Annotated in this window: 18 protein-coding genes; 14 read left to right on the forward strand and 4 right to left on the reverse strand. The window is 43.7% G+C overall.

What is annotated here, in order from left to right:
- Nucleotide 1: 1 nt before the first annotated feature.
- Complete coding sequence (locus F1737_RS00455; protein WP_317136823.1) at nt 2–886, reverse strand: TIGR00269 family protein; 885 nt, start codon at nt 884–886, stop codon at nt 2–4.
- A gap of 54 nt (nt 887–940) precedes the next feature.
- On the opposite strand from F1737_RS00455, the gene F1737_RS00460 reads away from it, so the two are divergent.
- The 9 genes from F1737_RS00460 to F1737_RS00500 all read left to right on the forward strand — a co-directional run bounded on the left by F1737_RS00460 (nt 941) and on the right by F1737_RS00500 (nt 13,304).
- Nucleotides 941–1,801, forward strand: a complete 861-nt coding sequence (locus F1737_RS00460) for a serine/threonine-protein kinase RIO2 (RefSeq protein ID WP_317137902.1) — start codon at nt 941–943, stop codon at nt 1,799–1,801.
- Nucleotides 1,798–3,759 carry a DUF460 domain-containing protein gene (locus F1737_RS00465; RefSeq protein WP_317136824.1) on the forward strand — a complete coding sequence of 654 codons (1,962 nt, stop codon included), beginning with the start codon at nt 1,798–1,800 and terminating at the stop codon, nt 3,757–3,759. Before F1737_RS00460 ends, F1737_RS00465 begins: the two co-directional genes overlap by 4 nt.
- Nucleotides 3,725–4,597: a thiamine-phosphate kinase gene (gene thiL / locus F1737_RS00470; protein WP_317136825.1), complete on the forward strand. Its 873-nt coding sequence runs from the start codon at nt 3,725–3,727 to the stop codon at nt 4,595–4,597. The genes F1737_RS00465 and thiL overlap by 35 nt, the downstream gene beginning before the upstream one ends.
- A gap of 77 nt (nt 4,598–4,674) precedes the next feature.
- Nucleotides 4,675–7,779: a PD-(D/E)XK nuclease family protein gene (locus tag F1737_RS00475; protein ID WP_317136826.1), complete on the forward strand. Its 3,105-nt coding sequence runs from the start codon at nt 4,675–4,677 to the stop codon at nt 7,777–7,779.
- The gene (locus F1737_RS00480; RefSeq protein ID WP_317136827.1) at nt 7,780–11,157 is read left to right on the forward strand and encodes a UvrD-helicase domain-containing protein; all 3,378 of its coding nucleotides are present in this window, start codon (nt 7,780–7,782) and stop codon (nt 11,155–11,157) included.
- Nucleotides 11,154–11,990, forward strand: coding sequence for a DNA glycosylase (locus tag F1737_RS00485; protein WP_317136828.1), 837 nt, complete (start codon nt 11,154–11,156; stop codon nt 11,988–11,990). Before F1737_RS00480 ends, F1737_RS00485 begins: the two co-directional genes overlap by 4 nt.
- Nucleotides 11,991–12,068: 78 nt before the next feature.
- Nucleotides 12,069–12,377 carry a helix-hairpin-helix domain-containing protein gene (locus F1737_RS00490; RefSeq protein ID WP_317136829.1) on the forward strand — a complete coding sequence of 103 codons (309 nt, stop codon included), beginning with the start codon at nt 12,069–12,071 and terminating at the stop codon, nt 12,375–12,377.
- Nucleotides 12,378–12,498: 121 nt separating this feature from the next.
- Nucleotides 12,499–12,774, forward strand: coding sequence for a helix-hairpin-helix domain-containing protein (locus tag F1737_RS00495; protein WP_317136830.1), 276 nt, complete (start codon nt 12,499–12,501; stop codon nt 12,772–12,774).
- 95 nt (nt 12,775–12,869) lie between these two features.
- Nucleotides 12,870–13,304 (forward strand): nucleoside deaminase, encoded by a 435-nt coding sequence (locus tag F1737_RS00500; protein WP_317137903.1) that lies wholly within the window; start codon nt 12,870–12,872, stop codon nt 13,302–13,304.
- Between the two features lie 153 nt (nt 13,305–13,457).
- Here F1737_RS00500 and F1737_RS00505 read toward each other — a convergent pair whose 3' ends face one another.
- Nucleotides 13,458–14,684 (reverse strand): adenosylhomocysteinase, encoded by a 1,227-nt coding sequence (locus F1737_RS00505; protein ID WP_317136831.1) that lies wholly within the window; start codon nt 14,682–14,684, stop codon nt 13,458–13,460.
- Nucleotides 14,685–14,783: 99 nt separating this feature from the next.
- Between F1737_RS00505 and F1737_RS00510 the strand changes: the two genes are divergently transcribed.
- The 3 genes from F1737_RS00510 (at nt 14,784) to hisF (ending at nt 16,230) form a co-directional block, all read left to right on the forward strand.
- A complete protein-coding gene (locus F1737_RS00510) occupies nt 14,784–15,035 on the forward strand; it encodes a hypothetical protein (protein ID WP_317136832.1) in 252 nt (83 codons plus the stop codon).
- Nucleotides 15,032–15,289, forward strand: coding sequence for a hypothetical protein (locus tag F1737_RS00515; protein ID WP_317136833.1), 258 nt, complete (start codon nt 15,032–15,034; stop codon nt 15,287–15,289). The genes F1737_RS00510 and F1737_RS00515 overlap by 4 nt, the downstream gene beginning before the upstream one ends.
- 134 nt (nt 15,290–15,423) lie before the next feature.
- Nucleotides 15,424–16,230 (forward strand): imidazole glycerol phosphate synthase subunit HisF, encoded by an 807-nt coding sequence (gene hisF / locus F1737_RS00520; RefSeq protein WP_317136834.1) that lies wholly within the window; start codon nt 15,424–15,426, stop codon nt 16,228–16,230.
- Between the two features lie 119 nt (nt 16,231–16,349).
- Here hisF and F1737_RS00525 read toward each other — a convergent pair whose 3' ends face one another.
- Nucleotides 16,350–17,285, reverse strand: coding sequence for an ornithine cyclodeaminase family protein (locus F1737_RS00525; RefSeq protein WP_317136835.1), 936 nt, complete (start codon nt 17,283–17,285; stop codon nt 16,350–16,352).
- 135 nt (nt 17,286–17,420) lie between these two features.
- Between F1737_RS00525 and F1737_RS00530 the strand changes: the two genes are divergently transcribed.
- Nucleotides 17,421–17,927, forward strand: coding sequence for a hypothetical protein (locus F1737_RS00530; RefSeq protein WP_317136836.1), 507 nt, complete (start codon nt 17,421–17,423; stop codon nt 17,925–17,927).
- 168 nt (nt 17,928–18,095) lie between these two features.
- The gene (locus F1737_RS00535) at nt 18,096–18,764 is read left to right on the forward strand and encodes a hypothetical protein (protein WP_317136837.1); all 669 of its coding nucleotides are present in this window, start codon (nt 18,096–18,098) and stop codon (nt 18,762–18,764) included.
- Between the two features lie 51 nt (nt 18,765–18,815).
- Here the strand turns inward: F1737_RS00535 and F1737_RS00540 are convergent, their stop codons facing one another.
- Complete coding sequence (locus F1737_RS00540) at nt 18,816–22,028, reverse strand: lectin like domain-containing protein (RefSeq protein ID WP_317136838.1); 3,213 nt, start codon at nt 22,026–22,028, stop codon at nt 18,816–18,818.
- Nucleotides 22,029–22,037 lie beyond the last annotated feature (9 nt).

Genomic DNA, 22,037 nt, shown 5'->3' on the forward strand with positions numbered 1-22,037 from the left:
CCTACAAAATCTCCCTTAGTATCCTGCATACCTGGCATTCGCCGAATACCGGTTCGCCGCAGACCTGGCATACTTTTGTATTTGTATTCTCCTCCTCTTCTCTTTTAGAGAGTTCCTTTTTGAGATTTAAAAGTGCAAATTTTGTTGCAGGGTGCCTGTAACTGTATCCGTTGAGCATCTCCCTGACATCTGCACGAAGGGCGTTATGGGAGTACGGGCATCCCCTTTCCTCATAATTTTCAACATTTAAGAGTGCATATAATGCGACCTCCCTTTCGGGGAGCTCACAAAAAGGCCTTATCCTTGGAATCATCCCTTCTCTAGGGCTCTGATCATGCAAAAGTCTTGCAGCATCCCCCCTCAGGACGTTCATCATTACAGACTGTGCATCGTCATCCAGATTGAAGCCCATTGCAATCTTTGTCGCCCCAAGCTCCCTTGCAAATTTGTTCAGGATCTGTCGTCTTAAGACACCGCAGTACGAGCAGGAATTTCTGTCACCCTTCTTTTCAACGATTTCATCAAGCGTGATTTTAAAGTTATCCTTAAATGATGTGGTATAACATTTTGCACCGTATTTTTCGGCGATTTTTATTACAACAGAAGGGTCTCTGTAACCCTCTATCCCCTCGTCTATTGTGATCCCGAAGATCTCTATGTCCCTTCTTTCGCCGAAGGCTTTTTTAAGAAAATAAAGAACAGCACTGCTGTCTTTTCCGCCGCTCATTGCAACAGCTATTTTGTCATTGCGGGAGAGCCATTTATTCTGTCTTATTGTTTTTTTTGCCCGTGATTCAAAATCCGCAATAAAGTGCTCTTCACAGAGGTGTCTGCCCGAATACTTCTGAAATAATATTGCTTCCCTGTTGCATTTTGAGCATTTCATGTTATGATCTTACTCACTTATATCATCTTTAACAGATAAAATATGTACAGAATTATGCCGGTTTCCGCAGACGATATAAGATCACTCCACAAGTATGAAATACGCATTTTAAAGGGCATTGAGAGGCTGATGAAGAGATATCAGTGGGTTCCCGAGGATAAACTGCGTGAGGCGGCTGACCTTTCCATGTCAGAACTTAATTACCGCCTCGGCCACCTGATGGCCAAGAATATGGTCAAGAGCAGCACTCTGCCTTACCAGGGCTACCAGCTCGTTTTCAACGGTTACGACACCCTTGCGGTAAATGCCCTTGTAAAGAAGGGGACTGTTCAGGCTCTTGGATGTCTTCTGGGTGTCGGGAAAGAGTCTGCTGTTTATGAGGCCCTCGGAGTCGGTGTGGTGGTTCTTAAATTTCATCGTATCGGGCAGCGGTCGTTTCAGTCTGTCAGGCTGAACCGGAATTATCTGCCTGAGTGGAAACACTTTCCCTGGATATTTGCCTCCAATGAATCTGCCACCAGGGAATTTGAGGCGCTAAAAGAGCTTCACAGGGGAGGAGTTTCTGTACCTGTTCCTGTTGGGATCAACAGAAATGTAGTTGCGATGTCCTTTATTGCAGGCGTCAATCTTAATCAGGCTGTTTTGGAAAATCCCGATGAAGTTCTTGACGAAATCCTTGAAAACATGAGGATTGCATATAGCTTAGGTTACATTCACAATGATCTCTCAGAGTTCAATGTCATGGTGGACAACGAGAGGGTGTGGATCATCGACTGGCCGCAGTGGATTGATCCGTCCCACGAAAACGCAGATGAGATCCTGAAACGTGATCTCTACAATATCGTAAATTATTTTTCAAAGAAATACGGAATATCGTTCACTGTGGAGGAGGCCCTTAAAAGGGTGGTCGGTTGAAGGTATTTGGAATAGATATAATCAGGGGATCAGTTCGTTCAAAGTCAAAAAGACCTGTCTTTGCGTTTGTAAAGCGTGAAGGCGGTGAGCAGGTGTATCAAGGAGAGGTTTCCCTCTTCCGTCTGCAAAGGATAGTTTCTTCAGAAAAACCAGATATTCTTGCGGTTGACAGTATTCAGGAGATCTCAAAAAACCAGCAGGAACTTTTTTTGTTTATGCAGTCGCTTCCGCCAAAGACCAGGCTTGTTCAGGTCACTGGCGGTGAGAAGAAGGACACTTTGGGCGTCGTTGCCGCCCGCTACAATCTGAAATTCAAAAACCGTTTTGACCCGTTTGTCGAGGCCCGGACAATTGCACACGTTGCAGAGCTCGGCGCAGGATGTGAGGTGATTGCGTTTGAAAACTCATGCGATATCATTGTCTCAAGGAGCAGGTCCATTGGGAAAGGCGGGTGGAGCCAGAACAGGTATATCCGGAAAATTCACGGGGCAGTACTTAACAGGGGGAGATATGTTGAGGATGCCTTAAAAGAGAGCGGCCTTCGGTTTGAAAAAACCGAAACGAAGGGTTTTGGAGGAATGAGGCGTGTTCATTTCCATGTCTTTGCTGCAAAAGACGACCTCCCGGTCAGCAATGAATCATATTCGGATGTGCAGATAAGAGTAAGTGCAAAGCGTCTTGACAGGATTCAGTACAAACCGCAGAGCGGGAAAAAGAAGAATCTGATTGTAGGAATTGATCCCGGGACAACAGTAGGCGTTGCGGCGGTTGATCTTGAAGGAAACCTTGTACATCTGAAAAGTTCAAGGCAGATGTCTTTGTCAGACTGGATAGAGGAGATATCATCTGTCGGGAAACCTGTTGTTGTGGCTTCTGATGTATCCCGTATGCCTTCATCGGTTGAAAAAATCCGCCGTGCCTTTAAGGCGGCAGCATATACTCCAAGGGAAGACAGAACGCAGGATGAAAAGGCGGCAGTCTGCATATCATCCGGCTATTCCTTTAACAACGATCATGAGAGGGATTCGCTTGCGGCCGCACTTGAGGCTTACAAACTTTTCAAAAACAAATTCAGGAGTATTGAGAGGCGTGTTCCTCCCGGATATGATATGGACACTGTACGTGCCGGGATAATCAGGGGACTTTCAATAGAACAGATTCTCTCTGAAATATCGCCTTTACAATATCCCGAAAAGAAAGGGGAGCCTGTCGCCGCCGGAGAAGTTTTTGAGGAGAAAACTCCTGACGAATCAAAGGTTCTGAATCTGGAGGGGATGGTCAAAAACCTGAGGCTTTATGTATCGGATTTGGAGACAGGGTTGTCAGAGAGGGACCTTGAAATTGAAAGACTAAATAAGCTGCTTAAATCCGAGAGGTCAGAACGGGCGGAAAAGAGGAAAAAATCCCGGGAGATTTCAAAGCTTGAAGCCGGGATGAAGTCCTTAAAGAAGCATCTTCGAAAGGAGGAGAAGAGGAACAAAAAGCTGGTGATGCAGATCTCGCGTCTTAAGAGGTTTGCAGATCTTCAGATGGACGGTGAATTCATCCCGGTCAAAATCATCCCTGCGTTTACAAGAGAGGGGCTAAGGGCTCTTGAAGATGACCTTGGAGTGTCGGAAGGTGACATTTTGTATGTCAGCAGAACGGAAGGATGGGGCAATGCAGTTGTTTCCATTCTTAATGATGCCCGTGTATCTGCAGTGATTGCAGGCAGTTTTGATAAAAAACTTGAATATACATTTAGGGATCTCAAAATACCGATAATATCAGATCGTGAGATCCCTGTAAAGGTGAGGGGGAGAATCGGTACAATTAAAATGAAGGACCTCAAAAAGGCTCTCTCTTTGTGGGAGTCCCGCCAGGAAACATATGAGACGGAGAAGAAGTTTGAGATGATTGAATCTATTGTGAAGGAATACAGAAGTGAAAGACAGGTGGAGGCGAGAAGACGTGGATGACAGGGAGCTTGTGAAAATGATAGGGGGAATAATCGGCACTGATACCGTTGAGGACGACTGCGCAAAAATTCCCTTTGGTGACGATTATATAATTCTCAGCACTGATATGCTTCACGAAACAACGGATTTCCCGACAGGCATGACAGACTGGCAAATCGGCTGGATGTCTGCCGCTGTAACCATATCCGACATTGCTTCAGACGGTGCCGTGCCTCTCGGTCTTTTGTTAGCCGCAGGTCTTGACAGGCCGGAGAGGCTCAAAGGCATAATGCAGGGTGCAAAGGCATGCTGTGATGAATACGGGGCTTCCCTAATCGGGGGTGACGTGGACGCACATTCCGAGCTTACGATTGTAACAACCGGTATCGGAAGGGTTGAAAAGGAAAATTATACGGGCCGGAAGGGTGCCCTGCCCGGAGATCTGGTCTGCATTGTTGGTGATCCCGGCTATGCACAGGCGGCTCTTGACGGTGATGCGAGGTACAGGGATTACCTCCTTATACCAAAGCCATTTGTTTATGAGGGAAGAGAGCTTTCAAAAGCAGGTGTTTCGTCCATGATGGATGTGTCAGACGGCCTTGCACTTTCGCTTTATGATCTTGCCGATTTAAACGGGGTCGGTTTTGAGATTGACTCAGGCAAACTTCCAAAAACTCTTCCGCAGGACTATGTGCTTTACGGCGGAGGGGATTTTGGTCTGCTTTTCACATGTGAGGAGAGTATTCTCCGGTCACTGGAAGTTGGTGCAACCGTTATCGGGCGTGTGATCTCTGATGCAGGAGTCTTTGTTGACGGAAAAACTGTAGAGAGAAGGGGCTATGTCCATAAATGGGATTAAAATTTCAGGGTGTTTTTGTCTCTAATTTTGATTGTTTAATGTTTAAATAAAAGATAATCCAAGGAACTAATATTATAATGCCTCAAAAATATCTTTTTAAGACCCCCCCGGGTGAGGGTCTTTTTGAATGCACAAAAAGTTTTGAGAAATGTTATCTGGAAGATCCCTTTAATACATTTCTGATTGTCCCGACAAAGCGTCTTGCTGAAAAAATAAAATCTGAGCTTTTAAAATCCGGTTCTGCAATTCTTTCAGATTCTGTTTTGGATCCAAAGGATTTTGCAAAAAATCGGATCATGCAGGATTCTGTTCAAAATCCGAGGATAATATCCGATGAAGATGTAAAAATGCTTCTTTCAAATGTTTTGAGGAAGAATAAGAAGAATGTTGAAGCCCTCTCCCTCTCAGGCGATTTTTCTCTGAGGCTTGTCGCTGATCTGCTGACACTTTTTTCAGTGATTGACGAGCGGTGCGTTGATTTCCCAGGGGTTTTGAAGGATGTTTCCAGTTTAAAAACCCGGGCGCTTGGAAGGATATACACGGACTTTTCAGAGATTATGCGTGAAAAGGGGATGGTTTATCCTGCAAATATTTACAAAAAAGCGTCTGAGGCAAAGAACGGGATGGAAGGCAAAAAAATATTCATATTTGGAATATACGAGCCCCTTCCCTCACTCAGGCAGTTTATCTGCTCTCTTTATGAAGACGGGGCGGATATTCATTATTATCTGCCGTATTGCCAAAATGAGCGTGTTTTCGCAGACGACGGCGGATGGCTATCACCTGACTTAGTCAGCTTTATTGCAGACGGGGAGGAGCCCGGACCTTTTTCCTCTCTATTTGGAGAAAGCATAAAAGAAACCGGAAAAAATGAACCCCTTATTTATCAGAACAGATTTTCAAAAGTTGAAAAGGAGTTTGAGGCAATTGCGCAGGAGATATCGGATCTAATAAAATCAGGTGTAAAACCCTCTGAAATCTGTGTTGCGACTCCTGATCCTGCCGGTGCGACAGGTATTGCTGAGGAGATCTTCCCTGATTTTTGCATCCCGTTCTCATCCTCCGCAACAATTTCACTTTCACGTTCACCGCTTGTTCAGGCTGTAATGCTGATAAACGAGGTTATTGTGAGCAATTTTGGAAGAGAAGAGGTCATCGCGATGTTCTCTTCGGATTATCTCTCTCTTTGCAGTGATCCCTCCCTCATTGACTACATTGCAAAAAAAGCAATGATTGAGGACGGACTTTCATACTGGGGCAGAAATATCGAAAGTCTGATTGCAAGAAACATGGCTTCTCTCTCCCTCCCCGACACTCCTGATTACAGGAAGGAAAGGCTGGAAAAGGAGATTGATGACGCCATAATGGTGAGGGATGCCGTTATGCCTGTTTTGTCGGATCTTGACAATCTGATAAGGGACAATACATATGCCGGTCACCTTGAAAATCTCGGGAAACTCTATCAAAAGTGGAATATTCCTAAAATATCTTCTGATTCCGGTGAATTGTCAGAAAGACGGGACTGGCGTGACCTGAGGCTTTTCTCTGAATTCCTTGACAACCTCAGGTCAACTGCCGGAGAATTTGGTGATGGAAGAATAAATTTTATGGAATTTTCTGCATTTCTATCCTCTGCAACAGCCGGGCTAAGAGTTCCTTCTGTCAGGGATGACACGGCTGTCCAGATTGCCGGTATTCAGGGTCTTCAGAATACAAAATACCGTTTTGTCTTTCTTGCAGGGCTCATCGGCGGGAAAATCCCTGAAATTCCTCCCCTTCTGCCATATCTGAATGAAAAGGAGGATCAGGCGGTCTGGCCGGGGAAGAAACGGGAAAAAATCCGTTGGGAGAGGTTCTATTTTATTTCAGCACTGATATCAGCAAAAGAGAGGCTTTACCTGAGCTGTCATGACATGGAGGCGGGAAAGCCCTGCATTCCCTCACAGTTTTTCCAGGCGGCAGCGGATGCATATTCGCCGGATACGTGGGGGGAAAAAGAGCCCTTCGATTCTTACAGATATTCTCTAAAACAACTGGGGCGGTTCCTGGCAGGTCAGGGGGGTGTGCCTGATACAATCCCCGAAAATGCTGATGTGGTCTCTGTTCTCAATCACATAAATATTGAGAATTATTATAGAAGAGGGCTTTACGATACGGCATATGACGGAAATCTCAGTGGAGAGCAGGTAATTTCCAAAGTGCTTGAAGAGCGTTTCAGTGAGGATTACCCGTATTCACCTACATCACTTGAGGTGTATTCAGACTGCCCTTTTCGTTTTTATTTAAAACATGTTCTGGGCCTGACATCCCCTCCCGAAGTTGATTTTACCCTGTCTTCTTCCGACAGAGGTTCTCTGATTCATGAAAGCCTCTCGTCGTTTTATTCAGGGTGGATGCAAAGCCATCGGAATGCCCCGGGAGAACCGGATCGCGAAGAGGCACTGAACTTCGTGATTTCAATCGCCGAAAAGATGATCGAAAGCTACGGCAAGAGCGGGCCTGCGTGGGATTCCATGGCAAATGAGATCCTCGGTAAAACGGGATACGGAAAAGGAATTCTTGAAAAGTTCATTGAAGAGGAGATCATTCTCTCCAAAACCGAATTTGTCCCTCATCTTTTTGAGGAGGGATTCGGGTTTGAAGGCCTTTTGTCTTCCCTTTCTAAAGAGCCGGTGTCCCTTTCCACATCTGATGGACGAAGCATAAAGATAAGGGGTTTTGTTGACCGTGTTGACGCAACCTCTGACGGCAGGTTTGCGGTAATTGACTACAAAACAGGTAATTACCCGAAACTGGCTGACATAAAATCCGGAAAAGCCCTTCAGCTTCCGCTTTACCAAAAGGCAGTTGAGAAGATATCAGGGATGAGGGGAGTCGGCGGTTTTTACTACAAACTCTCAGGAAGAGAGGTTGTAAGACGTGCAGAGATTTATGATGCAGGCGAGGATGAACTCTTCTCGGTTTTTGGAAAAAGCAGGATTAAGGATGGGGAATTTACTGAAATTATTGATTCCTCCGTTGATTATGCCTGCAATTATGCGGATTCAATAAGGAGGGGAATTTTTACGCCGGCGGATGATGCGGGAGGCTGCTCTGATTACTGTGACTTTAAGTCTGTCTGCCGTTTTTCAGAGTTCAGGCTTCTTGAACAAAATGAAGAGAACACGGAGTGTGATGAGTAAATGCTCACAGACAGACAAAAAGAGGCGTTAAGGGATGACGTGAGTCTTTGTGTGACGGCGGGTGCGGGAACCGGCAAAACACATGTGCTTGTAAGCCGGTATATACATTTAATTGAGAATTCAGGCTGCCGCCCTTCTGATATTCTTGCCCTGACCTTTACCGACAAGGCAGCCTCGGAGATGAAGGAGAGGGCTGAGAAGGAGATCTTTTTAAAGGAGGGTAAATTCTGGGATCAGATAAAGGAAGAGATGATGTGGGCGAACATATCCACCTTTCATTCCTTCTGTTCGGGCGTATTAAGGGAATTTTCACTGGAGGCAGGCCTTGATCCGGGGTATGTAATTCTTGGTGAGAGTGACTCCGAAGAGATAATCGCAGGTGCACTAAAGCGTATCTTTCATGAAAACCCTCCCGTTGCTGTTGGAAAAAATGTATCCGACGCCCTTGATGCCTTCGGGCTTTTTTATCTTGAAAAATACCTGAGAATTCTTTACATCAGAAGAAGATATGCAACAGAGTTCTTCAGGGAACTATCAGAAAATCCAAGGAAGGTTGTCTCTGTATGGCAGGATGTTCTTCTGGAAGAGAAAACGAGAATTGCAAAAGAGTTTAAGGGAAGCGGGCCTCTCTTTTCAGCGGCAAAATCACTCCTCGGACTTGCAGATGCCTATGCAGGTGAGGGTGACAAGGCTACAAAGTATCTCTTTGATGTCCGTGATTCCCTCCGGATGCTTTTTGAGGATGACCCTGAGTCAGTCTGCACGGGACTTTACGGAGTCGCAAACACAAAGGGCGGTTCAGCCAGAATGGGCAAAAAGGAGATATTCGGAGATGACAAAAATCTCCTGATTTCTTCTTATTCGGCGTTAAAGGAATATGCATCCGGTCTTCCCTCTGAAATTCTAAAAGGTGAGATAGGACCGGATCTGCCTGTAACCAAAAGGACTCTGAAGATTCTCTCCTGTCTTGGTGTTGTGTTTGGCTATATGACAGAAATCATTGAGAGAGAAAAGCGAAAGAGAGGCGGGATTGATTTCACCGATATGATCAATCTCACCGACTCCCTCTTTAAAAACCATCCCGATCTGGTAAGCCGTCATTTTAAGGGAAGATACAAATTCATAATGGTCGACGAGTTTCAGGACACCGACCCTGTTCAGGCGGATATTGTCGGAAAACTCTTATCAGATGCCAAAAGGGGCTGTAAAAGCCTGTTCATTGTCGGTGATCCAAAGCAGTCTATATATCTCTTCAGGGATGCGGATGTAACCCAGTTTCGCCGTTCCGGAGACAAAATAACTGAAGAGTTCGGGGGCATAACGGTTGCACTGGATATAAACTTCCGGAGCACAAATGAGGTTCTTTCTTTTGTAAATCTCTTATTTTCAAGACTTCTTGTTGAAACCAAAAGGCCCTGGGATTTTTCATATGAGCCAATATCGGTTTCCGACAAAAGAAAGGATGACAGGGGATCAGTTGAGCTGATTATCTGTCAGTCTGCAAAAAGAGCATCTGAAAGGGCGGTTTTAGAGGCAGAATCTGTCGCAAAAAGAATAAAGGCCGCCGTAACATCCGATCCTCTCTATGTATGGCATGAAAACCCGGATGACAAAAGTCCTCTAAAATGTCAGGCAGGATACGGGGATATCGCGGTTTTACTTGAGAGAAGGAAGAATCTCAAATATCTTGAGCATGCACTCTCACTCTATGACATTCCGTACCGTGTTCATGCCGGTTTTGGCCTTTACACCCGGCAGGAAATAACGGATGTCAGATCAGTCCTCTCCTTTTTAAAAAATCCGGCTGATGACATATCCCTCTACGCCCTCCTGAGATCGCCGTGGTTTGGCTTTTCGGATGCCAGGCTTTTTATGATATCAAAAGGGTCGGGAAAAAATCTATATTCAAAGCTGAAATTATCAGACGATGAGGATGCAAAGGAGGCCTTTTTAAAACTCTCCAAATGGGTTTTGTTTGCCGGCAGAAACACACCCTCTGAGATTTACAGGCATATCATAAATGACTCCTGTATACATGCCGTTTATGCAGGCATTTCAGAGGGAGAGCAGATGATTGCGAACATTGAAAAGCTTGGCGGAATTATTCGTGAAAGGGAGAAGGCAGGATTCTACTCCCTTGACAGGCTTGTAAACGATCTCAATACCGCCTGTGAATCAAACGAAGCGGAGGGAGAGGCTGAGCCTGAGACAGCAGGCGGGGATTCTGTTCTTATTATGACTGTCCACGCTTCAAAGGGGCTTGAGTTTCCGGTTGTATTTGCCCCCGGTCTTACCGATTCCGCACCTCCCGACAATGAGACAATTCTGGTTGACGACAGGCTCGGAGTCGGAATAAAGGTTCCTGATTTTGATACAGGCGATGATTTCATAAATTCGCCTCCGCTTTCACTTCAGAAATATATAAAGAGCCAGAAGCTCCGTGCCGAGTCAAAGAGGCTTTTTTATGTTGCGGCGACAAGGGCACGTGACCATCTGATTATGTCGGGCACACTTCCAAAAGAACTGCCTGCATCGGCTGAGTCCTGTAAAACGAGAATGGACTGGATTATGCACTATCTTTTTGCCGGCCTGAACAAAATCCCCGAAGACGGGATTTACAACGCAGGAGATGAGGGAAAGCCTGTAAATATCAGGGTTATTTCAGCAGAGAGTATGTCAGGTGTGCCACGGAGTCATCAGGGCAGGATTCTGGCAAAACCTGATACTGCCCTTTTGGATTCATGTAAAAAGAGTCCGGTTGAGAAAACCACCCCTTCTGTTTTGCCCCGGGGTGCTTTTTCAGCGACAGAGATTGAGGCTTATGTAAGATCGCCTGAAAGACACAGGAAGCTGTACATTGAGAGAAGGCCGGAAATTGGTCTTTTGCAATACCCTGATAAACCCGACGGCAGAGTTTTGGGGAAGATAAACCACGAGATCTTTTCAGGCAGGACTCCGGAGGAAGTTCTTTTAAAATACGGCGCTGAACCAGACGATGCCGGAAATTATCTTGATATATACAGGAAGTTTCTGGAAAATCCGTTCATGCAGGATGTCACTGAGACCTACTTTGAACTGCCCTTTTCGGTTTTAATCGGGGGATATACATTCAGCGGCTTTATTGACCGCCTTATTCGCAAAAATGACGGCTGGTATGTTATCGATTACAAGACTGGAAATAAGTCTGAGGATGATTCACATGAAATCCAGATGGCTGTGTACAAAAAAGCCGCATCTGAGATTGTAAAAAGTGATGTACAGACCCTGCTTTATTATACACAGACCGGAGAGTTTGAAACACCTGATTATGATTATGAAAAAACCCTTGATTCAATAAAATATGTCTGTGACAAAATTACCGGAGCAGAAATGGTATGAAGAACAGGTTTGAGCTTTGTGATATTCCCTTCAGCCTTGATGAAACACTCTCATGCGGGCAGGTTTTCCGGTGGAAGAAGGTAAATGACTTCTGGGAAGGAGTCTGCCATGGCAGATTCATTAAAGTTTTGCAGAACAAAAAATTCCTTGAATATTCCGGCTGTGATGAGGAATTTTTGAAGTATTACTTTCAGCTCGACCTTGATCTTGATCTTGTACTTGACTCCGTATGCACGGATGAACATATTGAAAAAGCAATAAACGAGAGGTACGGTTTAAGGCTTGTAAGGCAGGAGCCCTGGGAATGCCTTTTGTCCTACATCTGTGCACAGAATGCAAATATTGGCTTTATAAGCAGAATGCTTGAGAACATGTCTGCGATGTGCGGTGAAAAAATCGGGACGGATGAGGGTTCATATTCGTACCCCTCAGCTGAGTCACTCTCACAAAAATGCGTGACTGATATCGGGTGTTGTTCCACCGGATACCGTGCACCATATATCTGTGAAACTTCGTTTGCCGTTATGTCTGATCCAAAATGGTCAAAGAGAATTCAAAATCTCGGATATCCTGATGCAAGGAAGGAGATTATGAAATACAAGGGTGTCGGGCCTAAAGTGGCAGACTGCATTCTTCTTTTTGCTTTTCAAAAATTTGAGTCCTTCCCGGTTGATGTGTGGATCAGGAGGATAATGAACGGGTTTTACGGTATTGGAAATCCGGAAAAACCGATGTCTTCGTCCGAATATGCGTCCATATCGTCTTTTGCAAGGGACCATTTTGGAGAATATGCAGGATATGCTCAGGAATATTTATTTGCAGGGCGTAAATAGGATTTTTTTGCATCCGCAGATATGAATAAATACTCGGCGGCTATAATACCCCGTATCTGTTTTGGGGGGAATGGAAGAATGGCAACGGGGAAGACCGGTTTTATGGGATTTGAAAATCCCGTTTTATCAGGCATGGAGCTTACGGATATTCCGGGGGTTGGCAGAACAATTGCCGCAGATCTCAGGGAGGCAGGATATTCGTCTGTCAGTGATTTAAAGGGAGAGGTTCCCGAGGATATATTTTTCAAAATAAATTATCTGCATAGGGGAAATGTGCACCGCAGTTTTCTTTATGTCTTAAGGAGTGCGGTTTATTATGCAGACAATATTGAGAGCAGATGCCTTGATCCTGAACTTCTGCAATGGTGGAAATGGATGGACGGGTGATTAAAAGATGTTTTGTCTTTTTATCTGGTTTTAGTAAAAACTCTGTTTTTACTTTCACACTGCACGGACAGGGGTTATTATTCACAATTCCCAGATTAAAGTTTAAGTGTCTTTAATAATCATGAAATCTGCAACAGATGAACTGATAAGGATTCCCGGTGTAGGAAATTCAATAGCGGGTGATCTGATAAATCTCGGATTGTTTTCTGTTGAGGACCTCAAAGGGAAAAATCCTGAGGAGATGTATGCCAGGCTCTGTTTTTTAAAGGGGGGACGGGTTGACAGGTGCATGCTGTATGTATTCCGGTGTGCCGTTTACTTTGCAGAAAATGAGGAGAGTATAGACGAAGGCAATTATGATCCAAGACTTTTGTGCTGGTGGAAGTGGAAGGATTAAGGAATAGTGCAATGGCTGATTTTTTCCACCGGAAAGATATAAATTCAGATAAATGTCTATCTTAATTCCGTGAGGAGTGAAAAAATTTGGATAAAATGAATGATTTTATGGCAGCCGCAACTGATGAGGCAAAAAAAGGTTTTTTGGAAGGCGGTATTCCTATCGGTGCAGTGCTGGTAAGGGACGGGAGAATTATTGCAAGGGGGCACAATAAAAGGATTCAGGAAGATGATCCCGTTCTCCATGCCGAGATAGACTGCCTGAGAAATGCGGGAAGGATTGGCAGGTATTCCGATACCGTATTATATTCAACGCTGATGCCCTGCTACCTTTGTGCAGGTGCTGTTGTCCAGTTCAATATCCCGAAAGTTGTTGCCGGAGAATCGGAGAACTTTGTGGGAGCCAGGGATTTTTTAATAAGCCAGGGTGTTTGTGTCATTGATATGGACCTGCCGGAATTAAAGGATATGATGAGGGAATACATAGAGAAAAATCCTGAGATCTGGTATGAGGATATCGGGACACTTTGATGATTTCAGAATGTTAATCCCGTAATTTTGTTTAGAAAAGTTGCTGACAATAATATTTTTCAGCCGGCACTTTTGCAGGGAGTCCGGATATAAACATTTGTAAAACTGTTTTTTAAATCCTGAATTAGGGGTAAAAGAAAAAAAATATTATTTTTATGTTCCGATATCCCAGCTGTTCATGTATAATTTCTGCTCTTCTGTAAGGGCATCAATCGAAACATTGAGGGATTTTAATTTAAGGGATGCCACTGCGACATCGATCTCGTTTGGAACGTCGTAGACTCCGCCGGAAAGGGCAGAACCTTCGTTTTTGATATATTCAGAGCAAAGAGCCTGAAGACCGAATGAAAGATCCATAACCTCTATCGGGTGTCCCATTCCCTTTGGCACTGCGAGGTTTACAAGCCTTCCTTCCGCAAGGACGTTGATCCTCTTTCCATTAATGATATATGTGTCAATACCGTCACGCTGCTCAAAACCTTCCTTGTGGCTCTCAAGCCATTCGATGTCGATCTCAACATTGAAGTGGCCTGCGTTTGAAAGTATTGCACCGTTTTTGAGGTTTTTGAACTGTTTTTCCCCGATGATTGAGGTGTTTCCGGTTGTTGTGACAAAGATGTCTCCGATTTTTGCGGCTTCGTCCATTGTCATTACGTGGTAACCGTCCATGTGTGCCTCAAGTGCCCTTCTTGGATCGATCTCGGTAACAATTACTTTTGCACCAAGGCCGTGTGCCATCTTTGCAAGACCGCGTCCGCAGTATCCGTAGCCTGCGACAACGAACCACTTTCCTCCGATAAGGGAGTTTGTGGTGATCATAACAGCTGAGAGTGCACTCTCGCCTGTGCCGTGAATATTGTCAAAGTGGCGTTTCATCGGAGTGTCGTTTACAGCCAGCACCGGAAACTCAAGTTTCCCTTCCGCTGCCATTGAGCGAAGACGGTGGATTCCTGTTGTGGTCTCCTCACATCCTCCGACGATTGAGTCAAGAAGGTCACGTCTTTCTGTGTGAAGGCGGTGGATTAAATCCATTCCGTCATCTATTGTGACTGTGGGGTTTACGTCAAGGACTTTGTCAATTGCCTCATAGTAGTCCTCGACAGAGCAGGCACGCTTTGCGTAACAATGAACGCCTGAAACATCGTTTAAAGCCTCTGCAACATCGTCCTGTGTTGAAAGCGGGTTGCAGCCTGTTATATATACTTCAGCGCCCCCTGCTGCAAGTGTTTCGACGAGGACTGCTGTTTTTGCCTCAACGTGAAGTGCCATTGCGATTTTTGTGCCTGACAGAGGTTTGTCAGCCTCAAATCTTTTTCTGATTTCGCCAAGTACAGGCATGTACTGCCTTGCCCAGCTCATCTTGAGTGCGCCTGATTTCAAGATATCACCTAAATTAAAACTTCTAATTATATTGTATTCATAAGGTAATAGTTATTTACTGTGATAATACAAAATCTGAGGCAGGACTGGTGAACTGCTTTGAATAACCTTTTTCCAATCGGACTTGGCCTTAAAGAAGAGCTTTGCCGTTATGGGGAGTTTGTGGGGGTCAATTCGTTTGTCGATCCTGATACAGGCAAAATCTGGAGAAAGATGCCTGACGGGCGGCTGGATGAGATTACAAAGGATCCTGAAAAAGTGCTTCTGGCACTTGAACATTACGGGATGAATGTTGAAAAGCGGCGTGAGAGATGCAGGAAGGGCCGTGAGGAGTGGTTTGGGCAGAGATGACCCTTAATCCGTTTCTTCTGGCAAAAATTTTTTCAGACGAAAAATTCCGGGAAATCGTAAAAGCCAGGTCTTTAAAAGTCTTCGGACAGGACTGTACAAAATCCCGGGTGCAGGAGATAATGAGGGAGACTGGATGCGAGATAATATCCGGGTACAAAAAATCTGCCGGGGTGGATGAATTAAAGGATATAAAGGATTTTAGTATATTTGCATCCCGGTGGATTGAAAGCGAATACAGAAAAATTCAGAAATAACAATGTTTTGAAAAAATTACACTGTTTTGTACATTAATCTATAATTTTATCATTGCTGTCATAAACCCTGACGGTTATGAAAATGTCATTGTCCAAAATTTATTAGTATGATATGCCTATATGATACACATCATATGGCACTTACAAAAAGGATCATACCATGCCTTGACATAAAGGACGGAAGAGTTGTCAAAGGCACAAATTTCCTGGGGCTTCGTGATGCAGGAGACCCTGTTGAGCTTGCATCAAGATACAATGAACAGGGTGCGGATGAAGTTGTTTTTCTTGATATCACAGCATCAAGGGAAAACCGCGGGGCACTTATTGACGTAATCGAGCGTGCTGCTGATGAACTGTTTTTGCCGCTCACAGTTGGTGGGGGAGTAAGTTCAATTAATGATATGCAGGCACTTTTACGTGCGGGTGCGGACAAGGTCTCGGTAAATACAAGCGGAATAAAAAATCCGGATCTAATAAGAGAGGGGGCGGAAAAATTCGGGAATCAGTGCATTGTATCAGCAGTTGATGTACGCAGAAACAATCAGTTAACAGACGGGGTGACTCCCGTTGAGATGTCTGACGGCAGCCGGTGCTGGTATGAGGTGGTAATATACGGAGGAACCCGTCCGACCGGAATCGACGCGGTAAAATGGGCAAAAGAGGTTGAAAGTCTTGGTGCGGGTGAGATACTCCTGACATCGATGGAGACTGACGGTGTAAAGCAGGGTTTTGATATACCGATAACATCAAAGATAGCGGCAGAGGTTAATGTGCCAGTCATTGCCTCAGGCGGTGTCGGAACCTTTGAGCACTTCTATGACGGTTTTGTTTACGGAAGGGCTGATGCATGTCTTGCAGCATCTGTTTTCCACTTTGGTGAGATGACGGTTCTGGATGTAAAAAAGTATCTGGCAGATAAGGGTGTGCCTGTAAGAATCTAAATTGGATAAAAAACGGGTATGTGCCTTTTTTAAAATATTATATTTTATGCCGTTTCAATACAATTTTTTTAAATTGCATTCCGTCATCTGCTGATTTATTTTTAAAAATGTGATACTTTTTATGGAAAAACAAGTTCGATAAAGTTGTCTTTTTCCATTGCAATCTTGGCTATTGCAAGGTCCTGGATGCCGAGACCGGTTGAGTCAAATATTGTAATCTCTTCAGGACATTCTCTTCTCTTAGTGCCAAGGACATATTCCCCGAGTGTTCCTGCGATCATATCACGGCTGTACAGCCCTTTTTCAATTGGAACATTGATCTCGCCGGAGTGGATTGCCTGTTCGTAATCATCGATAATCACTGTTGAACGCTTCAGCAGTTCAGGGTCCAGTTCTTCTTTCCCGGGGGCATCCGCACCTATTGCGTTTATGTGTGTTCCTTCCTGCACCCATTCGCTTTTTACAACTGGTGTTCGTGACGGGGTTGTAGTGATTAAAATATCACAGTCGCAGGCTTTTTCCATTGATGCGGTCTGGCAGTCAAAGCGGCTGAACATCCGGCAGAAGTCTTCTGCATGGCTTTCGTTTCTGCTCCATACTTTTATGTTTTCAATATTCTTCTCCTCTGCAATCGCCTCAACCTGTGTTTGTGCCTGTCTCCCGCTTCCGATAAGGCCGAGGGTGACTGATTTCTTAAAGGAGAGATATTTGGATGCGACCGCACCTGCAGCGGCGGTTCTTAAGTCAGTAAGTTTTGTTGCATTTAATATTGCCATCGGAATCCCGGTTTCCACATCAAGTATGGTGGTCAGGGCCATAACGGTAGGAAGGCCGATTTTCGGGTTTTCAGGATGTACGTTTACAATCTTTACGCCTGCTATGTCAAGAGACGGGATATATGCAGGCATAGTCCTGAAATCTCCCTTTTTGAAATCAACGTAAACTTTTGAAGGCATCTGGACGTTTCCCCGGCCGTGTTCGGCAAATGCCTCTTCAATTGTGGCGTTTAATTCTTTTAGATCGATTCCTGACTCCGGATTCGGGTAATATTTCATAAACTGATAATCAACGATTCAGCAAAAAAATTTTTCCATCTAAATTTTATTGAGTACTATATTTACAGCCTGTCTGAAAACCTGGCAAATTATATAAATAATATGTTATGCATTAGTGGTCGTGAGGACTTTAAAATGAGGAAAAATATTCTGACTCTGTTAATATTAATTGCACTGGTTTTTGGTCTGGCAGTATTTTCAGGGTGTACTGAATCACCAAGTAAACCGATTGATTCAACGCCTTATGTGACACAGACTCCTGAAAAAACACCTGAGATTACACTTCCGCCAACACCGACAGAGACAAAGTGGGTGGTTTTCCGTGAGGGTTCGGTTACCCTGAATGCACTTGGTGGGTACCAGAGTTACAGCCCCGGTGCTCATGGTGAGAGATTTACTTCCCTGAAAGTCGAGATAAAGGCAAATTATCCCATAACAGTGATGTTTTTCAACGATGCCGAACTGAAAAACTTTGAAACAAAAATGTCAACAAATGCAGGGGAATATACGCCTCTTGCAAGGTACGATGATGTTAATTTCAAGGTAATAGAGCATTATTCAGATGATCCCCTGAATCTTGTAGTGTGGAATCCGGGTGACAAGCTGGTCACATCTGATGTAAATATCTGGTATGCATCGTGAAGTGATGGATTATTTCTGTGATTTTTTATTTAAATCACAAATATTCCGTTCAGAAGAATTTTTGCTCTTTACCTGACCTCTGTCCTGTTGGCAGTATTTTGGTGTACATTTGTTTGTTTTCAGATGCAAAAATGAAATATTATTCACTTTCTAAATGTTTCAAAAATATTGATAACGCGGGGGGGTGAATGCAGTAGTCAGATTAGAGGAGGACAAAAAGGAGTGCTGATTTCCGATTTGGCAGCAGGCGATCCGGTAATTGTATATCTTATACTGGTTCTGGCCGTTTTTCTGGCGATATTCATGGTGTACATTTTTCCGTTTTTTTTGTACATGGTTACAGGAAGCCATGTCTATGGTAAAAACAGATCAAGGGTTTTGTTTCTTTTGTCCCTTTTTTTGATAATTGTCGTCTACTCCGGGCTATATTATGCGGGAATCCCCTTGTCTCCGCTTGACTTCATCGTAACATATTCATTCGTCTTTGGTGTTGCGGGTCTTGCGCTTATCACCTCATATTCGGTATTTGAAAAGAAATTTTTGAAAAATTATCCTATTGTGCCTTATTTAGTTGCATCACTGTTCTCTGTTGTTTATCTGCTGTTTTTAAGGATAGTTCCGGGCGGGTATCTCCAGCCTTCAAATCCTTATTTTTCATTTGAGATAATCGATGCCGACATATATTTCATGGATATTTTCAACTCAATGAATCAGAATTTTGTCAGCCATTCACTTGCAATTGGGTTATTTTCGTATGTTTTTCTGTATCTTGAGATAATGGTGATATCAGCGGTTGTGTTTGCTGTTATTTCATGGGGCCTAAAAAAGCTGGAATGAGTGATTTAAAATAATCTGCTAAAAAACAGGGGATATCCCTGTTTTTAGGTATTATAAAAATCTTTTTCTTATGTATATTGCAGTTCCTGCAGATATCAGCACAAATAAGCCTGGGAGTGGTGATTTTTGTTCTTTTGTTTCTCCTAGGTTTCCGCTCTTCTCTGAATCAGTTCCTGATATATCGTTATTTTGTTGAGATAATTCATCATCCGTTTCATCGGTTTTTAATGAATCATCATCTGAAATTGTTATTGCAATGTCTGAAAGTGTGTCAGTTGTCGCAGTGAAACAGGCTTTTCCATCTTTAAATTCATTAAATACGGTTTCTGCCAAAACCCAGATGTTTTCATTAAGGACATAGAGTTTAACATCCCCGGAGGATGATTTTTGCTCTTCAATCAGGATTTTTGGAACAGAGAACTTTATAATTCCATCATTAAGTTTGTCTGTTGTTGTATGATATAATTCGATGTCAACAAATGACAGGAGTTTACCCTCAGGCATGATCAATGATGTGGCCGGAATTTTATCTTCTGCTGTAATCATGAGTTCGTTTATGTTTTCTTTTGCCCTGAATGATAATTCGGTAACAGGTGTTTTGCTCATTTTCAGAGTGAATCTGTCGCCCGATTTTATGCTGTCAGTCATTGCTGCGGAAACATCTGAGATACCTCCACTTCCGGTATGTGATGTCACACCTGTGTTGTCTGTGGTGCTCTTTGCAACCGCGACAAGTCCGAACTCACAGAAACCTTCAGGTGAAAATCCTTCAAATTTCATGTCGCCGTTCTCGTCAAATCCTGCAAAGGTTGTTTTAAGGACGCTTAATTCACCTGTGTCGCCGATACGGATGATTTTAACATTTTGTGATCCGCCGACTGAATCCACCCACTCTGCAGGGACGCTGATGAAAACACTTGCCTCTTTGATATCTTCGACGTCATTTATTCCATCAAGGTTTACTTCCATTGAACATGCTACATCCTTTAAGGACAGACCTGTCTGTGATGCCGCGGCAGCGAAGTAATTTCTTGATTTATCGCTCACACTGCTTGTCAGCACTGTTTTGATATTTGCACCTTCAGGAATGTTGTTGAGCTCTGCTTCAATTGAACCCGACAGAAGACTGCCGGTTTCTGAATTAATCATTGTCGGATGTGTTTTCAGTTTAATGGATCTGATGTTCCCTTCCATCATCCCATCTTTCTCGGTTGTGTTCTCTCCGGTTGAAAGGGTAAGGTCGAAAGATTCCCTTCTAAGTGTAACATTCTTTTTATCCTTTGAGACTACTGCACCAGTACCTGTCAGGTTGAGCTGAATGCGGTTTGTACCGTTATTTTTCTTAATTTTTAGTCCGGGAATATTAATATCAATATTTTTGGATTCTTCTCTTACCGGTTTTAGGACATTTATTTCATTTGGAGTTACCGTTGTTGTAATCTGGTCTCCGCCGTCTGCGTCAATCTGAATTATTTCTGTTTCAAAGCCCGTTTTTCCGTCTGAAACAGCTTCAACTTTAATTGTTCCGAGAACTATTTCATCAGGTCCTCCCTGGATTTCGGCCTCAAGATCAACTGCTTTTAGAATGAATTTGTCATCTGTTCTGGTATTCTGATTTAGTGTGGCCCATTTAGGGAATGAAATGTCTTTGATATTTACAACAGAACTGTCAGTTGGTTTTATTGATAATTCATATCCCGAAAGACCCCTTGGTGATCTGCTCATTACAATATCCAGATTTTTGACCTGGCCTTTTTTGAGTGAAACATTACCTGGCATCAGGGAGATTTCAGGTGATTCATAAATTGTGAAAGCTTTAAGACAGACATTTGTATCCGGATAATACTTTGTTAAATCGTCCCATTTCTCTCCGTCATCACTTATGAAACTCTCACCTTTGTTTGCCGATGCCATTGTTGAATATTTTGCAATAGGGCTTTCGACAGCTATCGGGAGTGTGTAAGCCGGTGTTGTAAGCTTTACAACTACTGAGAATTTTTCTCCGGGAGCCAGTATTACTGATTTTGCAAGATCCACTGTATGGTAACCCGGAAGTGCGAAACTGCCTTTCAATGTTGAGACAGGTTCTTTATTTGAAAGAGGTCCGTTTTTGGGGTTATTGTATATGGATACCTCATAATCTGCATCAGGTGACGGAGTATAAAATCCGACGGCTCCGAGTCTGTCTGCGTTTCTTGCTGTGAATACATTTGCAAAGTATGCTGTTTCTGAATTCAGTCCTATTTCCTTTGTCCATCCAAGCGTGTCATACTGATAGATGTCTGTGTAGTATTCGGTATCCTCTCCGGTAAAAACAGCCTTGCATCCCCTGTCTGCATCATAATAGGACTGGTAGAAGTACCCGTCATCTCCCCATTCAGGGCCCCATGAATTTCTGACTATGAAAGCTCCGTCTCCGGGAGGCGTAAATGAGAAATTATCCTTGCTGTAATTATCATCCCATCCGACAATTAAAACCGCATGGCCTCCTCCGATGAGCCAGGGATCGAAATAACTGCAGTGTTCACTGTCATAAAAACCATTTGACCAGTACATTGAGGAGTAAACTCCACCATACTCTTTAACAGCCTGCTTTATTTTGGTGACATCTGATCTGTCTTTTCTCTTTGGAAGGAATTCAACATTTTGTACATGTTTCTGAACTTTGAGATTTTTAGGTGAAATTGCGGAGTATTCCTGATATGGATCGTCTTTTTCAAGAACAGGGCCGCTCCATCTGGAGAGATAAGCTGTAGCCATATAGGCATTTCCACCTTCATCGTGCCCGTAATTGTATCCATGTGTATTTTTGAGATTGTTCTCTGAAAAATCCAGATTTTCACTGGTGAGGAAGAATGATTCGAGTGAACCCATTGCTGCAAAAGCCCAGCATGAACCACAGTCTCCCTGATCTTTTACAGAACCGACACGGTCTTCCAAACGAAGATCAAAGTAACTCTCTGTTGGTATTTCGTTTGAGATGTCCATTGCGCTTACAGAAATTTCCATCGGCCACTGAACTACAACGGGGGAGGGTATTTCTCCTAAAATCTCATTGTGAGGTTCACTCTCGCCGGGCACTGCTGCAAGCATCATTACGGGAGCACCTTTGTCCTGCTGTTCTTCTTCAAAATATTCTACAAATTCCGGATTTAAGGGGGCTTCTGAAACTTCAAGTGCAAAAGCTCCGGGGATTATAAATCCAAGAAACATGCAGGTGAAGAATAATGCACCTGCAATTTTTATGAACTGGTTTGATTTCATATGTTTCTA

The sequence above is a fragment of the Methanoplanus sp. FWC-SCC4 genome (assembly GCF_032878975.1).
GTDB lineage: Archaea > Halobacteriota > Methanomicrobia > Methanomicrobiales > Methanomicrobiaceae > Methanochimaera > Methanochimaera problematica.

Excerpts from the sequence above, each read along its gene's own strand:
- F1737_RS00455 (WP_317136823.1), bottom strand. The coding sequence starts at position 886 with ATGAAATGCTCAAAATGCAACAGGGAAGCAATATTATTTCAGAAGTAT.
- F1737_RS00460 (WP_317137902.1), top strand. The coding sequence starts at position 941 with ATGCCGGTTTCCGCAGACGATATAAGATCACTCCACAAGTATGAAATA.
- F1737_RS00475 (WP_317136826.1), top strand. The coding sequence starts at position 4,675 with ATGCCTCAAAAATATCTTTTTAAGACCCCCCCGGGTGAGGGTCTTTTT.
- F1737_RS00480 (WP_317136827.1), top strand. The coding sequence starts at position 7,780 with ATGCTCACAGACAGACAAAAAGAGGCGTTAAGGGATGACGTGAGTCTT.
- F1737_RS00485 (WP_317136828.1), top strand. The coding sequence starts at position 11,154 with ATGAAGAACAGGTTTGAGCTTTGTGATATTCCCTTCAGCCTTGATGAA.
- F1737_RS00490 (WP_317136829.1), top strand. The coding sequence starts at position 12,069 with ATGGCAACGGGGAAGACCGGTTTTATGGGATTTGAAAATCCCGTTTTA.
- F1737_RS00495 (WP_317136830.1), top strand. The coding sequence starts at position 12,499 with ATGAAATCTGCAACAGATGAACTGATAAGGATTCCCGGTGTAGGAAAT.
- F1737_RS00500 (WP_317137903.1), top strand. The coding sequence starts at position 12,870 with ATGAATGATTTTATGGCAGCCGCAACTGATGAGGCAAAAAAAGGTTTT.
- F1737_RS00515 (WP_317136833.1), top strand. The coding sequence starts at position 15,032 with ATGACCCTTAATCCGTTTCTTCTGGCAAAAATTTTTTCAGACGAAAAA.
- hisF (WP_317136834.1), top strand. The coding sequence starts at position 15,424 with ATGGCACTTACAAAAAGGATCATACCATGCCTTGACATAAAGGACGGA.
- F1737_RS00525 (WP_317136835.1), bottom strand. The coding sequence starts at position 17,285 with ATGAAATATTACCCGAATCCGGAGTCAGGAATCGATCTAAAAGAATTA.
- F1737_RS00530 (WP_317136836.1), top strand. The coding sequence starts at position 17,421 with ATGAGGAAAAATATTCTGACTCTGTTAATATTAATTGCACTGGTTTTT.
- F1737_RS00540 (WP_317136838.1), bottom strand. The coding sequence starts at position 22,028 with ATGAAATCAAACCAGTTCATAAAAATTGCAGGTGCATTATTCTTCACC.